Source organism: Pantoea sp. CFCC18179, assembly GCF_059412405.1.
The window spans coordinates 1-15,621 of sequence record NZ_JBNBPM010000012.1 but is presented as its reverse complement, the minus strand read 5'-3'; the positions used below and the strand labels follow the sequence as shown (position 1 = coordinate 15,621).

The following is a 15,621-nucleotide window of genomic DNA, read 5'->3' as shown; positions in this document are numbered from 1 at the left end:
CTATGACGGACAAAAACATTAAAGAGACGGCGGCTGAACCTAAGCCGCTGATTGATATTAAAACCGGCAATAAAACCGTGGATGGCTCGATCCAGCATGTGTCGCGCTTCGCGGCCTGGTTTCAGGCGATTCCAGCGGTGGCGCACTTTATGCGCGCGCTGGAACGCTTTAACGATCGCCTCGGTAGCCAGTTTGGTGCCGCCATCACCTATTTCTCGTTTCTTTCGCTGATACCGATTTTGATGGTCTCCTTTGCGGCGGTCGGCTTTGTGCTGGCGTCGAATCAGGATCTGTTGAGTGAGTTGATCAACAAAATCGTGAGCAGTATCAGCGATCCGACGCTGGCAACCACCTTAAAAAACACGGTGAATACTGCGATTCAACAGCGTGCCACGGTGGGGTTGACCGGTTTGCTGTTGGCGCTCTATTCCGGCATCAACTGGATGGGCAACCTGCGTGAAGCGGTGCGCGCCCAGTCACGCGATGTGTGGGAACGCACGCCGGATGACAAGGAAAAATTCTGGAAGAAATACGCGCGCGATTTGTTGTCGCTGCTGGGATTGATGCTGGCGCTGGTGATTACGCTGTCGCTAACGTCAATTGCCGGTGCCGCGCAGGCGGCGATCGTCAACGCCTTGGGCTTGGGCGATATTGAATGGCTGCGTCCGGCGATGACGGTGATTGCGCTGTCGATCTCCATCCTCGCCAACTATCTGTTGTTCCTGTGGATTTTCTGGATTCTCCCGCGTCATAAACCGCGCAAAAAAGCGCTGTTCCGCGGCACGCTGCTGGCGGCGATAGGCTTTGAGGTGATCAAGTTTGTGATGACGCTGACGCTGCCGAAACTGGCGACCTCGCCTTCTGGCGCGGCGTTTGGTTCGGTGCTGGGATTGATGGCTTTCTTCTATTTCTTTGCGCGCTTGACGCTGTTCTGCGCGGCGTGGATTGCCACCGCCAAATACAAAGACGATAAAGAGATGCCGCAGCCGCATCAGGCAAAATAATCCAACCAGATTGTTACAATTGCCAAACTAGCTAAAAATGTTTCCTGCTGGCTATTTTTTCCGCAAAAACCAGCAGGAAACGCTGGAGGGTCACTTTTATTTGGCCCTTTTGCAGAGATTCCCGCCAAAAAAAGCACGCTTCGCGTTCCCATCCGCCGCCGATTGCAGCAACTCACAAATTATCCACTTTTTCGCCGAAAAAGCCCGGTGCGACGCGGTTTTTCGCCATTGAATGCCGCAATACAGGTGCGTAAGATTCTCTGTCTACATTTACAATTAAGAAACACTTATGCAAGCCTCCATCACAGAAACACTCGACAAAAAACACGACGACGCGCCGGTGAATTCACGCGGCAAAGTGGTTGTGGCATCGCTTGTCGGCACCGCTATTGAATTCTTTGATTTCTATATCTATGCCACCGCCGCGGTGATTATCTTCCCGCACATTTTCTTCCCGCAGGGCGATCCGACTGTCGCAACGCTGCAATCGCTGGCCACCTTCGCCATCGCTTTCGTCGCGCGTCCAATCGGTTCTGCGGTATTCGGCCACTTTGGTGACCGCGTCGGCCGTAAAGCCACTCTGGTGGCATCGCTGCTAACCATGGGCGTATCCACCGTGCTGATCGGCCTGCTGCCGAGCTATCAAACCATTGGCGTTGCCGCTCCGCTGCTGCTGGCGTTGGCTCGTTTTGGTCAAGGTTTGGGCCTGGGTGGCGAATGGGGCGGCGCGGCGCTGCTGGCAACCGAAAATGCGCCAGCCAAAAAACGCGCGCTGTACGGTTCGTTCCCACAATTGGGCGCGCCGATTGGCTTCTTCTTCGCTAACGGCACCTTCCTGTTGCTGTCTTGGCTGCTGACTGATGAGCAGTTTATGAATTGGGGCTGGCGCGTACCGTTTATCCTTTCTGCGGTGCTGGTGCTGATCGGCCTGTATGTGCGCGTGTCGCTGCATGAAAGCCCGGTGTTTGCCAAAGTGCAGAAAGAGAACAAGCAAGTGCGCATGCCGATTGGCACACTGCTGAGCAAGCATTTGACTGCGACCATTCTTGGCACCTTCATCATGCTCGCCACCTATACGCTGTTCTACATTATGACCGTTTATTCCATGAGCTACGGCACCGCGCCTGCACCGGTTGGACTCGGTTATTCACGTAACAGCTTCCTGTGGATGCTGATGGTGGCGGTGATTGGTTTTGGTGTGATGGTGCCGATTGCTGGCCTGCTGGCGGACCGCTTTGGTCGCCGCAGAACCATGATCACCATTACGTTGATGATTATTGCTTTTGCGCTGATGTTCCCACTGCTGCTGGGTTCCGGTTCACAGGTGCTGGTGATGGGCTTCCTAATCCTCGGCTTGAGCATTATGGGCCTGACCTTCGGCCCGATGGGCGCGCTGCTGCCGGAACTGTTCCCGACTGAAGTGCGTTATACCGGCGCATCGTTCTCGTACAATCTGTCGTCGATTCTCGGTGCTTCGGTTGCGCCGTATATCGCTACCTGGTTGAACGCGAATTACGGTTTGCAGGCAGTGGGCTTCTATCTGGCTTCGATGGCGGTGCTGACGCTGATTGCACTGATTGCCTGTAAAGAGACACGCCATCAGACGTTGTATGAAGCGGTGTGATGTTGATTATGCGCTAAAGGAAACCCGGCTTAGGCCGGGTTTTTTATTGGGTGGTGGTTAAGATGGTGCGCGTTGTCCCTCACCCTAGCCCTCTCCCGCAAGCGGGCGAGGGGACAATTAGGTGGTGTTCAATGCCACATCTCCGCTCGATCTGCCCCTTCTCCCGCTTGCGGGAGAAGGTTGGGATGAGGGACAGCAAGCACCCTTCAAGCAATAAAAAACCCCGGCAAGCCGGGGTTTTTTGTGTGCTGAAAACTGTGTTGCGCGAGGCTTAGCCTGCTACTGCGATACGCTTCATATCGGTCATGTAGCCACGCAGTTTGCGGCCAACAGATTCGATTGGGTGCTGGCGAACCGCTTCGTTCACATCACGCAGCTGCGCGTTATCAACCTGAGTACCTTCAATCGCTTTGCCCAGATCGCCCGGTTGCAGCGTGGTCATGAACTCTTTCAGCAGCGGAACCGCCGCGAAGGAGAACAGATAGTTACCGTATTCTGCGGTATCAGAGATAACCACGTTCATTTCATACAGACGCTTACGTGCGATGGTGTTAGCAATCAGCGGCAGCTCGTGCAGTGATTCGTAGTAAGCAGACTCTTCGATGATGCCGGCATCAACCATGGTTTCGAACGCCAGCTCAACGCCTGCTTTCACCATCGCGACCATCACGACACCTTTGTCGTAGTATTCTTGCTCTTCGATTTTGCCTTCAAACTGCGGCGCGTTTTCGAATGCGGTTGCGCCGGTCTCTTCACGCCAGGTCAGCAGGTTTTTGTCGTCGTTGGCCCAGTCAGCCATCATGCCTGAAGAGAATTCGCCAGAGATGATGTCATCCATGTGCTTCTGGAACAGTGGAGCCATGATGGTTTTCAGCTGCTCAGACAGCGCGTAAGCACGGATTTTCGCTGGGTTAGACAAGCGATCCATCATCAGCGTGATGCCGCCGAATTTCAGTGATTCGGTGATGGTTTCCCAGCCGAACTGAATCAGTTTTTCGGTGTAAGCCGCGTCGTGACCTTCAGCCACCAGCTTGTCGAAGCACAGCAGTGAACCGGCTTGCAGCATACCGCACAGAATGGTCTGTTCGCCCATCAGGTCAGATTTCACTTCCGCAACGAAGGAAGATTCCAGCACGCCCGCACGGTCACCGCCGGTGGCTGCAGCCCAGGCTTTAGCAATCGCCATGCCTTCGCCTTTTGGATCGTTTTCTGGGTGAACAGCGATCAGCGTCGGCACACCGAAACCACGCTTGTACTCTTCACGCACTTCGGTGCCTGGGCACTTCGGTGCAACCATTACTACGGTCAGATCTTTACGGATGGTTTCGCCAGATTCGACGATGTTGAAACCGTGTGAGTAGCCCAGAGCAGCGCCATCTTTCATCAGCGGCTGAACAGCCTGAACTACCGCTGAGTGCTGCTTGTCTGGCGTCAGGTTAACCACCAGATCAGCCTGCGGGATCAGCTCTTCGTAAGTACCCACTTTGAAGCCGTTTTCGGTTGCTTTGCGGAAAGAGGCACGCTTCTCAGCAATCGCTTCGGCACGCAGGGCGTAAGCGATATCCAGGCCGGAATCGCGCATGTTCAGGCCCTGGTTCAGACCCTGAGCGCCACAGCCAACGATGACCACTTTTTTGCCTTTCAGGAAGCTGGCGCCATCCGCGAATTCATCGCGTGACATGAAACGACATTTGCCTAACTGCGCTAACTGGTTGCGCAGATTCAAAGTGTTAAAGTAATTAGCCATGGGTACTCCGGTTAGATGTTGTGTTTGTTTTTGTTCAGTAACGACGCTGAAATTAGCGCCGCGAATGACCCCATCATATGACAGGAAATCCGTTGCTTAAATTGATATATTAGCAAGGTTACATTGCATAATTTGCAACATCACGTTGAGGCGACAAACGCATGGATTTACGAGACCTGAAACTCTTCCTTCATCTGGCTGAAAGCTGCCACTTTGGTCGTACCGCGCGCGCCATGCATGTCAGTCCTTCGACCTTATCGCGCCAGATTCAGCGCCTTGAAGAGGATGTCGGCCACGCGCTGTTCCTGCGTGATAACCGCACCGTGACGCTGACCGAAGCCGGTGAACGCCTGCGCCAGTTTGCTCAACAAACCTTGCTGCAATATCAGCAACTGCGTCATGTGATGGATCTGAACGGACCTTCACTGAGCGGCGAGTTGCGCCTGTTCTGTTCGGTAACCGCGGCTTACAGCCATCTGCCGCCGATTCTTGACCGCTTCCGCGCCGAGCATCCGCAAGTGGAAATCAAACTCACCACCGGCGATGCCGCCGACGCCATCGAAATGGTGCAATCGGGTGATGCCGATTTAGCCATTGCCGGTCGTCCCGAGTCGCTGCCCGCGAGTATAGATTTTACGCCACTTGGCCTGATCCCGCTGGTGCTGATCGCGCCAGCGTTGCCTTGCCCGGTGCGCAGCCAGGCGACGCAAGAGCAACCGGATTGGTCGCAGATTCCGTTTATCCTGCCGGAACAAGGGCCTGCGCGACGCGGCATCGATTTGTGGTTCCGTCGCCAGCGCATTCCCAATCCGCAAATTTATGCCACGGTTTCAGGTCATGAAGCGATTGTGTCGATGGTGGCGCTGGGATGCGGCATTGCGCTGCTGCCGGATGTGGTGCTGGAAAACAGCCCGGAACCGGTGCGCAATCGCGTGTTAACGCTAGAGAGTGTGGAATCGGTCGCGCCGCTGGAACTCGGCGTGTGCGTACAAAAAAAGCGGCTCGGTGAGCCGCTTATCAATGCATTTTGGAGTCAGCTGTAATTACTGCCCGGCGAGGAAGAAGCGGAACGCCGGATTGTTCGCTTCATCATGCCATTCGTAGCCTAACGCGTTGAGATGGCTTTCAAATTCCGGCTCATGATCGTTGGCTTCGAACGCCGCCAGCACGCGACCGTAATCGGTGCCGTGGCTGCGATAGTGGAACAGCGAGATATTCCAGTGCGCGCCAAGCGTTTGCAGGAACTTCAGCAACGCGCCCGGTGCTTCCGGGAATTCAAAGCTGAACAGACGTTCACGCAGCGGCTTCGATGGACGTCCGCCAACCATGTAACGCACATGCAGCTTGGCCATCTCGTCATCCGACAGATCCACCACATGATAGCCACCTTCGCTGAGCTGGCTGATGATTTCACTGCGCTCCTCCAGCCCGCGCGTTAAACGTACGCCAACGAAGATGCAGGCGTTATCCGCATCCGCATAGCGATAGTTGAACTCAGTGATCGAGCGACCGCCGATGGTCTGACAAAACTTCAGGAAGCTGCCCTGCTGTTCTGGAATCGTCACCGCCAGCAGCGCTTCACGTTGTTCACCCAGTTCACAACGCTCGGAAACGTAGCGCAAGCCGTGGAAGTTGACGTTAGCCCCCGACAACACGTGCGCCAGACGCTCGCCTTTGATGTCGTGCAGCTGGATGTATTTCTTCATGCCCGCCAGCGCTAACGCGCCAGAAGGTTCCGCCACCGCACGCACATCTTCGAACAAATCTTTAACCGCCGCGCAAATTGCATCGCTATCCACCGTGATGATGTCGTCGAGATACTCTTTGCACAGACGGAAAGTTTCGCTGCCGATGCGCTTCACCGCCACACCTTCGGCAAACAAGCCGACACGCGCCAAATCCACCGGTTCGCCCGCATCCAGCGCCGCTTTCAGGCAGGCTGAATCTTCCGATTCCACCGCAATCACTTTGATTTGCGGCATCAACTGTTTGATCAGCACCGCAACTCCAGCGGCTAAACCACCGCCACCAACCGGCACAAAGACGCGATCGAGATGTGCATCCTGCTGCAACAGCTCCATCGCCAACGTGCCTTGCCCGGCAATCACCGCCGGATGATCAAACGGCGGGACGAAGGTGTAACCTTGCTGCTCCGCCAACTCAATCGCCTTGGCTTTCGCCTCATCGAAGTTGGCACCAAACAGATAAGCCTCACCGCCAAATGCGCGTACTGCATCAACCTTGATGTCTGCCGTGGCCAACGGCATCACAATCAGTGATTTGATGCCCAGCGTGCTGGCCGAGAGCGCCACGCCCTGCGCATGGTTTCCGGCCGAAGCCGTCACCACGCCGCGCGCTTTTTGCTCTTCATTCAGCCCGGCAATCATCGCGTAGGCCCCGCGCAGCTTGAAGCTGTGCACCGGCTGACGATCTTCTCGCTTCACCAGAATGGTGTTGCCAAGACGCGATGAAATTTTTTCCATTTTTTGCAGCGGCGTCACCTGAGCAATTTCATACACCGGTGAACGCAGCACTGCGCGCAAATATTCCGCACCGTTTGGCGTTGCGGATAGCGGTTGAGACTCAGCCATCGGTTAGCCTCCCAGCTTAGACTTATCGCGCACCGCGCCTTTGTCAGCGCTGGTCGCGAGTGAAGCATAAGCACGCAGGGCGAAGGAGACTTCACGCTCACGACCATGCGGAGTGTAAGCCGCATCGCCACGCGCTTGTTCTTCTTCACGACGCGCGTGCAGTTCGTTATCCGGCACCGCCAGCTTGATGCCACGGTTCGGGATATCGATTTCAATCATGTCGCCATCTTTCACCAGCGCGATGGTGCCGCCGCTCGCCGCTTCCGGAGAGGCGTGACCGATTGACAGTCCAGAAGTACCGCCAGAGAAACGACCGTCGGTGATCAAGGCACAGCTTTTGCCAAGGCCCATCGATTTCAGGTAAGTGGTTGGATAGAGCATTTCCTGCATGCCCGGTCCGCCTTTCGGCCCTTCGTAGCGAATAACAACCACATCGCCAGCCACCACTTTGCCGCCCAGAATCGCGGTAACCGCATCATCCTGGCTTTCGTAGACTTTGGCCGGACCTTTGAAGGTCAGGATTTCTTTGTCGACGCCGGCGGTTTTAACGATACAACCGTCTTCCGCGATGTTGCCGTACAGCACCGCTAAACCGCCATCTTGCGAATAAGCGTGTTCACGCGTGCGGATACAGCCTTCAGCACGATCGTCATCCAGCGTATCCCAACGGCAATTTTGCGAGAATGCCTTGGTGGTGCGAATACCGGCTGGGCCCGCGCGGAACATGTCTTTCACCGCCTGGTCTTTGGTCAGCATGATGTCGTACTGATCGATGGTTTCACGCATGCTCTGCTGCAAGATGTTGCGCGCGCTGGTGTCGATCAGTCCGGCGCGATCCAGCTCGCCGAGAATGCCGATCACACCGCCAGCACGGTGCACGTCTTCCATGTGATATTTCGGCGTACTTGGCGCCACTTTGCACAATTGCGGGACTTTGCGTGACAGGCGGTCGATATCAGAAATGTTGAAGTCGATTTCGCCTTCCTGCGCCGCTGCCAGCAAGTGCAGAACGGTGTTGGTGGAACCGCCCATGGCGATATCCAGTGTCATGGCGTTTTCAAATGCCGCTTTGCTGGCAATGTTGCGCGGCAGCATGTTGACGTCATCCTGCTCGTAATAACGCTTGGTCAAGCTGACGATGCGCTTACCGGCATTGATAAACAGCTCTTCGCGATCGGCATGCGTTGCCAGCAGCGAACCATTACCCGGCTGCGACAGGCCCAGCGCTTCGGTCAAACAGTTCATTGAGTTGGCGGTGAACATACCGGAGCACGAACCGCAAGTTGGGCAGGCAGAACGTTCGATCTGATCGCTGTCGGCATCGCTAACATTTGGGTTGGCGCCCTGAATCATTGCATCGACCAAGTCCAGCTTGATGATTTGATCGGACAGTTTGGTTTTACCGGCTTCCATCGGGCCGCCGGAAACGAAGATTACTGGAATGTTGAGGCGCAGAGAGGCCATCAGCATTCCCGGGGTGATTTTGTCGCAGTTGGAGATACAGACCATGGCATCGGCGCAGTGCGCGTTGACCATGTATTCCACCGAGTCGGCAATCAACTCGCGTGAAGGCAGTGAATACAGCATGCCGCCATGGCCCATGGCGATACCATCATCCACCGCAATGGTGTTGAACTCTTTAGCGACACCACCTGCTGCTTCGATTTGTTCGGCAACCAGTTTACCGAGATCGCGCAGGTGCACGTGGCCCGGTACGAATTGGGTGAATGAGTTGACTACGGCGATGATCGGCTTGCCGAAATCGTCGTCGGTCATTCCAGTTGCGCGCCACAAGGCACGGGCACCGGCCATGTTACGACCATGGGTGGTGGTGGCGGAACGGTACTTAGGCATGCTCTATTTACTCCAGTAATAATAAGGTTGCGGGCGCCATCTGACGCCCGCAAAATTCTAGTTATGCGTTAACCGGATCCAACCAGCCCCACTTGTCTTCCGTCTCGCCAGTGAACAGGCCAAAGAATGCCTTCTGGATACGACCGGTGACCGGACCACGTTTACCTTCGCCGACCTGAATACCATCGACGCTGCGCACCGGGGTGATTTCCGCTGCGGTACCTGACATGAATACTTCGTCAGCCAGGTAGAGAGATTCACGAGACAGTACTTGCTCACGCACTTCGATACCCATGTCTTGCGCCAGCTTGATGATGGCGTCACGGGTGATGCCCGGCAGCGCTGAAGAGGTGAATGGTGGCGTGAACAGAATGCCATCTTTCACTTCGAACAAGTTTTCGCCAGCACCTTCTGAAATATAGCCGTTGGTGTCGAGAGCGATACCTTCCTGATAACCGTGACGGCGCGCTTCGCTACCGACCAGCAGAGAAGAAAGGTAGTTACCGCCAGCTTTGGCTGCGGTTGGCAAGGTGTTTGGTGCTACACGGTTCCAGGAAGAAACCATTGCATCGATACCGTTTTCCAGCGCTTCAGCGCCGAGGTACGCGCCCCAAGGGAATGCGGCGATGATCACATCAGTGGTGTAACCATCTGGCGGGTTTACACCCAGACCCACGTCACCCACGAAAGCCAGCGGACGGATATAAGCGCTCTTCAGGTTGTTCACGCGGATCACTTCGCGGCATGCTTCCATCAGCTCATCAACGCTGGCTTTGATTGGGAAACGGTAGATTTTGGCAGATTCATGCAGACGCTTCATGTGCTCGCGGTGACGGAACACCACTGGGCCTTTGTGTGAGTCGTAGCAGCGCACGCCTTCAAACACAGAAGTACCGTAGTGCAGGGCGTGAGACATCACGCTGACCTTAGCGTCTTCCCACTTAACCATCTCCCCATTGAACCAAATAAAGTCTGCTTTCTTCGTACTCATTGCTATTTTCCTTTGGCGACTAAGCGCGGATTTGTTGTGTTGTCTGTTGTTGGATCTCGACACAAGCGACATCCATAAGTTTGCTTAACTGCGAAGACAGTAAATCGACTGAGCGTTGGCTGGCAACGGTCATTTCGATATTAATGTTCTCGGCATTGACCGCAGAGGCCATGTTCATGGCGCACACCTGGAAACCACGGTGACGCACGACACGTAAAATGCGCTCCAATATTTCAGGACGAAAGCGGGCTTCGATAGACAATTGATGCTGATTCATGCGGTTTTCTCCATCATGTTTGCGTTGCTGGCACCCGGTGGTACCAATGGCCAGACGTTTTCATGCTCATCTATCGAAACATGCAGGAAGTAAGGACCTTCACTGTTCAGCAGAGCATCGAGGGCGGCGTCGACCTGATCTTTACGGCTAATGCGTTGGCCAGGAATATCAAACGCGCTGGCCAGCGTGAGGAAATCGGGGTTATCGGTCAGGATGGTTTCGCTGTAGCGACCATCAAAGAACAGCTGCTGCCACTGACGCACCATGCCAAGACGTTGGTTATCCAGCAGCAGGATTTTCACCGGCAGTTTGCCGCGCTTGATGGTGCCCAGCTCCTGAATATTCATCATGATGGAGCCATCGCCGGAAACGCAAATCACCGTATCTTCTGGACGCGCAACCTGTGCACCAATCGCCGCTGGCAGGCCAAAGCCCATCGTGCCAAGGCCACTGGAAGTGATGAAGTTTTCTGGCTGGGTGAAGCTCATATGCTGAGCCGCCCACATCTGATGCTGGCCGACGTCGGTGGTGACCACTGCACTCTCCGCTTTGCGATCGGACAATTGCTTGAGCAGCAACGGCGCGTAAATCGCTTCGCCTGGATGATCGTAACGCCAATCGAACTCGGCTTTCATCGCACTGACTTCGGTGCGCCAACCTTCAATGTTCATCGGCATGCTGAGCGCTGGCAACACCTGATTCAAATCACCCTGCAAAGAGACGTGCGCGCGGCGCAGTTTGTTCAGCTCGGCGGGATCGATATCAATGTGAATAACATTGGCGTGTGGAGCGAAGGTATCCAACTTACCGGTTACGCGGTCGTCAAAACGCGCGCCAACCGCAATCAGCAAATCACAGGATTGAACGGCGAGATTGGCGGCCTTGGTGCCGTGCATACCCAACATGCCAAGATAGAGATCGCTGCTGGCATCGGCGCTGCCCAGACCTTTCAAGGTGGAAACCATCGGGATACCGGTTTCTTGTGCCATCGCACGCAGCGCGGGGACCGCTTGCGCCATGCCCACGCCACCGCCGATATACAGCATCGGTTTGTGCGATTGCGCCATCAAGGCTCGCGCTTCAGCAATGTGCTGCGGCGAATGACTGATCGCCTCTTCAACCGGCAGCAGGTGCGGCGTCAGCTCACCGCTGGCAATTTGGATGTCTTTCGGGATATCGACCAGAACCGGGCCAGGTCGACCGGACTGCGCAATGGCAAAGGCTTCGGCCATTACTGAAGGTAAATCATCAAGAGATTCAACCAGGAAACTGTGCTTGGTGCAGGCTAAGGATAAACCTAAGACGTCGATTTCCTGGAAGGCATCGGTGCCAATGAAAGCGGAAGAAACCTGGCCGGTGATCGCGACAACCGGAATGGAATCCATCATCGCATCGGCCAATCCAGTTATCAGGTTGGTAGCACCCGGCCCCGAAGTGGCGATACACACGCCGGTTTTACCCGTTGCGCGGGCATATCCGATTGCCGCCATCACCGCACCCTGCTCATGACGGCACAGTAGGTGTTCCACGCCGCCATCGTAGAGCGCATCGTACACTGGCATGATTGCGCCGCCAGGATAGCCAAACACTGTATCGACACCCTGCGCGCGTAAAGCCTGAACTACCCACTGTGCACCTGTCATAGTTATTCTCCTGTATTCCTTGGGGAACAACAGAATTTTATGCTACTGCTCATAATCTGTTCCTCGCTGATTCGCTGATTTTTACTCTGGTTAAAAAAAAACCCCCGCACCTTTCGGTGCGGGGGTTTTTGGAATTCCAGACTTGATTTTTAAGCCTTTCTTTCTCCAAGCGATGCCCCGCACGGTGGGATAATAATCACCACCACGCTAATCACGACTAGGCTAATCACTTGTAGAAGGGCTTTCATGTGTTGTTTGTTTTTTCGATTGTTCGAAGTAATGCCTACAGAGTTATCATAGTTATCCGCTCGTTGACAATAATTTTCATTGGTTTTTTTTATGACGCATTTCAGCGCTGTGAGTTATCACTCTGTAACTAAAAGGTTATTTTCGAACTTGATAAATATTCATTACGCACGTTGAGAAAGCGACTTTTGCACTTTGCGAGCATGTTCTGATTAGTTGTGAATCCACTGCAATCGTTGGTGAAAATGCGGAATCTGCATCCGAAAGAATATGGTTGGCATTTGATTCGCCTGTTTTGGAGCTTAATGATAAGGACAACAAGGAGCGGTTATGTCTTTATCCAAAGTATTAACGCGTGCAGCGTTGGGCGTTCAGGCTCCGCTGGTCACAGTGGAAGTGCACATCAGTAATGGTCTTCCCGCACTCACGTTAGTTGGCCTACCTGAAACCACCGTCAAAGAAGCACGAGAACGCGTGCGCAGTGCGATTATCAACAGTGGATTCACCTTCCCGGCTAAACGCGTGACGATCAACCTGGCCCCTGCTGATCTGCCTAAAGAAGGTGGCCGCTATGACCTTCCCATCGCTATCGCGATTCTGGCGGCCTCTGAACAGCTTCCTGACGCAAAACTAGGGCAATATGAATTCCTGGGGGAGCTGGCCCTTAACGGCGCTCTGTGTGGCGTTCAGGCCGCTATTCCGGCGGCCATGGCAGCACTGCAAGCCGGCAGACAAATGGTGTTAGCTGAACAGAATCAACAAGATGTGGGGCTAATCCAGCAAGGAGAAACGTTGGTAGGCAAACATCTCATTGAGATCTGCGCTTTTCTGCACAACCAAAATACGCTCACCGTTGCTCATTATCATCCCGAGACGCATGCACCGGAAAGGCATGATTTGAGCGATATCATTGGTCAGGATCAGGGCCGACGCGCGCTGGAGATCACGGCGGCAGGCGGACACAATTTGCTGCTGATTGGTCCGCCCGGCACCGGCAAGACAATGTTGGCAACGCGATTGCCGGGAATCATGCCGCCATTAGACGACCAGGAAGCGCTTGAGTGCGCCGCGATTGCCAGCTTAGTCAGTAGCGGCAATCTGCATCATCAGTGGCGCAGACGGCCGTTCAGAGCGCCTCATCATAGCGCTTCGCTGTATGCCTTGGTTGGCGGCGGTTCACTGCCGCGCCCGGGAGAAATATCTTTGGCGCACAATGGCGTGTTATTTCTTGATGAACTGCCAGAGTTTGAACGCAAAACACTCGATGCACTGCGCGAGCCGATTGAGTCCGGCGAGATCGCTATTTCACGTACGCGCGCGAAAGTGACTTATCCAGCGCGCTTTCAATTAGTTGGTGCAATGAATCCGAGCCCGACTGGGCATTATCAAGGCACACATAACCGCTCATCGCCACAGCAAGTTTTACGCTATCTCAACCGCCTTTCTGGCCCCTTTCTCGACCGCTTTGACTTATCTTTAGAAGTACCGCTTCTACCCAGCGGATCGCTCAGCAAGAAACAGCAGGTTAGCGAAAGCAGTGCCGAGGTTCTGAGCCGCGTACTCGCTGCGCGAAAAATTCAAAAAGAGCGCAGCGCCAAAGTTAACGCCCATCTCTCGAACCCTGAGATTTTACGCTGGTGTCAATTGCAGCAAGAGGATGCGGAATGGCTGGAGACGGTACTCAATTCATTGGGGCTTTCAGTACGTGCGTGGCAAAGAATTCTGAAAGTGGCGAGAACCATTGCTGACCTAGCGGGTGAAGAGCGGATTGCGCGGTGTCATTTGCAGGAAGCGGTGGGATATCGCAGCATCGACCGTTTAATGATCTATCTGCACAAAAGTATGGAATAAAAAACGGGGCTTATTTAAGCCCCGTTTTTCTTAATCATCGCTATCGCTGAAATCTTCAACGGTGTCCATCTGCGGTTTACCGCCAGACAACGTGTGGAAACGCTTTGGACGCTTAATACGTGCGGTATATTTCGACCAGACACGTTCCGCTTCCGTTTGCGGCTCACGAAGACCACGACATACTTCTAAAAATGCGCGCTCTTCTTCAGTAGTTGGCTCACGCTTAGCAAGATCCAATTCATTAAAGGCGAAACCGTGGCGCTCCAGAAGCTGAGCTTCTTTAATGGTGAAATCACCATGACGCGAAAAACCACGTGGGTAATGTTTGTTATCGAAGAAACGATTTGTTGTTGCGAAGCTATCCGCCATTTTACACGCTCCTGACTCTCATATGGCCGTGCTATTTATGGCGCGGAGTATTAGATAGGCTTGACAGAGTGTAAAACAAAACATTTAAATCAGTACGACAAACAATTTTTGGGAGAATGCTGTGGATACGGAATTACTGAAAACTTTCCTCGAAGTGAGCAGAACACGCCATTTCGGGCGTGCTGCTGAAGCGCTTTACCTCACGCAATCTGCCGTTAGTTTTCGCATTCGCCAACTGGAAAACCAGTTGGGTGTTAACCTTTTCACTCGTCACCGCAATAACATTCGACTGACTTCTGCGGGTGAGCGTTTATTACCCTACGCTGAGAGCTTGATGAGCACTTGGTTGATGGCTAAAAAGGAAGTTTCGCATACACAACAGCACCATGAGCTTTCAATAGGAGGGAGTGCATCGCTTTGGGAAGCCTATCTAACCCCTTGGTTGCAAACACTTTATGAAAATCGTGAAAGCCTCCATCTTGAAGCACGTATTGCACAGCGACATTTGCTGGTGAAGCAATTACATGAGCGTCAATTGGATCTGTTGATTACTACCGAAGCGCCAAAAATGGATGAGTTAACCAGCCAGCAGATCGGTCATATATCGCTCGCTTTATTCCGCGCGCGCAAAACAGAAAAACGTGAGAAATATGATTACATCAAGCTGGAATGGGGTGCAGATTTTCATCAACATGAAAGTTATCTTTCCAGTGATGATGTTCCCGTATTAACCACAACGTCAGCTCACGTTACACGCGAATTACTGCATACCACCGGCGCATGCGCATTTTTACCAGATTTCTGGCACGGTATTTATAGTGATTTGATGGTTATTCCAGATACACCTGTCGCAGTAAGACCTTTATATGCGGTGTGGCTGCAGAATAGCGATCAGCAAACTCACATTCGCCAGCTGCTTAAATTTCCAGTGATGACACAATAAGGTAATAATTGAGTGGAGTTTGAGTGGGCACAGTGAAACTCAAACTCTTTTCACTGCTAAATTTTGGACAAAAAAAATCCTTTGCCGAAGCAAAGGATTATTTTCTGGCAGGGGCGGAGGGACTCGAACCCCCAACACCCGGTTTTGGAGACCGGTGCTCTACCAATTGAACTACGCCCCTAATTAGGGTGGCGGAACGGACGGGGCTCGAACCCGCGACCCCCTGCGTGACAGGCAGGTATTCTAACCAACTGAACTACCGCTCCACCGATTCTGTACTGAATTCAGAAACTGTTCTGACTTCAGGTGTTTCGCCCTTCCCATGTCACCGGGATGGTCACAACACGATAACGTGTCTTAATTTGATGCCTGGCAGTTCCCTACTCTCGCATGGGGAGGCCCCACACTACCATCGGCGCTACGGCGTTTCACTTCTGAGTTCGGCATGGGGTCAGGTGGGACCACCGCGCTAAAGCCGCCA

Annotated in this window: 13 protein-coding genes, 2 tRNA genes and 1 rRNA gene; 5 read left to right on the top strand and 11 right to left on the bottom strand. The window is 53.7% G+C overall.

The annotated features are described in order from the left end of the window. Window positions 1-2: 2 nt before the first annotated feature. Together yhjD and ACPUC7_RS19075 are read left to right on the top strand one after the other, a co-directional pair. Window positions 3-1,004 (top strand): inner membrane protein YhjD, encoded by a 1,002-nt coding sequence (yhjD, locus tag ACPUC7_RS19080; RefSeq protein WP_494924068.1) that lies wholly within the window; start codon window positions 3-5, stop codon window positions 1,002-1,004. 289 nt (window positions 1,005-1,293) lie between these two features. Then, window positions 1,294-2,628 (top strand): MFS transporter, encoded by a 1,335-nt coding sequence (locus ACPUC7_RS19075; RefSeq protein WP_494924067.1) that lies wholly within the window; start codon window positions 1,294-1,296, stop codon window positions 2,626-2,628. A 271-nt stretch (window positions 2,629-2,899) separates the two neighbouring features. Here the strand turns inward: ACPUC7_RS19075 and ilvC are convergent, their stop codons facing one another. Then, window positions 2,900-4,375 (bottom strand): ketol-acid reductoisomerase, encoded by a 1,476-nt coding sequence (gene ilvC, locus ACPUC7_RS19070; protein WP_343551730.1) that lies wholly within the window; start codon window positions 4,373-4,375, stop codon window positions 2,900-2,902. 161 nt (window positions 4,376-4,536) lie between these two features. Here ilvC and ilvY point away from each other — a divergent pair, with 161 nt between their 5' ends. Further along, window positions 4,537-5,418 carry an HTH-type transcriptional activator IlvY gene (gene ilvY / locus ACPUC7_RS19065; RefSeq protein ID WP_343551732.1) on the top strand — a complete coding sequence of 294 codons (882 nt, stop codon included), beginning with the start codon at window positions 4,537-4,539 and terminating at the stop codon, window positions 5,416-5,418. Here the strand turns inward: ilvY and ilvA are convergent, their stop codons facing one another. From ilvA to ilvL, 6 genes are all read right to left on the bottom strand, one after another. After that, window positions 5,419-6,966, bottom strand: a complete 1,548-nt coding sequence (ilvA, locus tag ACPUC7_RS19060) for a threonine ammonia-lyase, biosynthetic (protein ID WP_343551733.1) — start codon at window positions 6,964-6,966, stop codon at window positions 5,419-5,421. Window positions 6,967-6,969: 3 nt separating this feature from the next. Continuing rightward, window positions 6,970-8,820 (bottom strand): dihydroxy-acid dehydratase, encoded by a 1,851-nt coding sequence (gene ilvD / locus ACPUC7_RS19055; RefSeq protein WP_343551735.1) that lies wholly within the window; start codon window positions 8,818-8,820, stop codon window positions 6,970-6,972. A gap of 61 nt (window positions 8,821-8,881) precedes the next feature. Beyond that, on the bottom strand, window positions 8,882-9,811 hold the full coding sequence (locus ACPUC7_RS19050) for a branched-chain amino acid transaminase (protein WP_343551736.1): 930 nt from the start codon (window positions 9,809-9,811) through the stop codon (window positions 8,882-8,884). Between the two features lie 19 nt (window positions 9,812-9,830). Beyond that, window positions 9,831-10,088, bottom strand: coding sequence for an acetolactate synthase 2 small subunit (gene ilvM, locus ACPUC7_RS19045; protein ID WP_008106624.1), 258 nt, complete (start codon window positions 10,086-10,088; stop codon window positions 9,831-9,833). Then, entirely contained in the window at window positions 10,085-11,731 is a 1,647-nt protein-coding gene (gene ilvG, locus ACPUC7_RS19040; protein WP_494924066.1) for an acetolactate synthase 2 catalytic subunit, read from the bottom strand. The genes ilvM and ilvG overlap by 4 nt, the downstream gene beginning before the upstream one ends. A 149-nt stretch (window positions 11,732-11,880) precedes the next feature. Further along, a complete protein-coding gene (ilvL, locus tag ACPUC7_RS19035) occupies window positions 11,881-11,979 on the bottom strand; it encodes an ilv operon leader peptide (RefSeq protein WP_071531048.1) in 99 nt (32 codons plus the stop codon). Between the two features lie 328 nt (window positions 11,980-12,307). Here ilvL and ACPUC7_RS19030 point away from each other — a divergent pair, with 328 nt between their 5' ends. Next, entirely contained in the window at window positions 12,308-13,828 is a 1,521-nt protein-coding gene (locus tag ACPUC7_RS19030; protein ID WP_494924065.1) for a YifB family Mg chelatase-like AAA ATPase, read from the top strand. A gap of 30 nt (window positions 13,829-13,858) precedes the next feature. Here the strand turns inward: ACPUC7_RS19030 and ACPUC7_RS19025 are convergent, their stop codons facing one another. Then, on the bottom strand, window positions 13,859-14,197 hold the full coding sequence (locus tag ACPUC7_RS19025) for a MaoP family protein (RefSeq protein ID WP_494924064.1): 339 nt from the start codon (window positions 14,195-14,197) through the stop codon (window positions 13,859-13,861). Window positions 14,198-14,318: 121 nt separating this feature from the next. Here ACPUC7_RS19025 and hdfR point away from each other — a divergent pair, with 121 nt between their 5' ends. Continuing rightward, the gene (hdfR, locus tag ACPUC7_RS19020) at window positions 14,319-15,140 is read left to right on the top strand and encodes an HTH-type transcriptional regulator HdfR (protein ID WP_343551740.1); all 822 of its coding nucleotides are present in this window, start codon (window positions 14,319-14,321) and stop codon (window positions 15,138-15,140) included. A gap of 105 nt (window positions 15,141-15,245) precedes the next feature. On the opposite strand, the gene ACPUC7_RS19015 is transcribed toward hdfR, so the two are convergent. From ACPUC7_RS19015 to rrf, 3 genes are all read right to left on the bottom strand, one after another. Further along, window positions 15,246-15,321, bottom strand: a tRNA-Trp gene (locus ACPUC7_RS19015). Window positions 15,322-15,329: 8 nt separating this feature from the next. Then, window positions 15,330-15,406, bottom strand: a tRNA-Asp gene (locus ACPUC7_RS19010). Window positions 15,407-15,507: 101 nt separating this feature from the next. Beyond that, window positions 15,508-15,621: ribosomal RNA gene (gene rrf / locus ACPUC7_RS19005) — 5S ribosomal RNA — on the bottom strand; the annotation flags it as partial.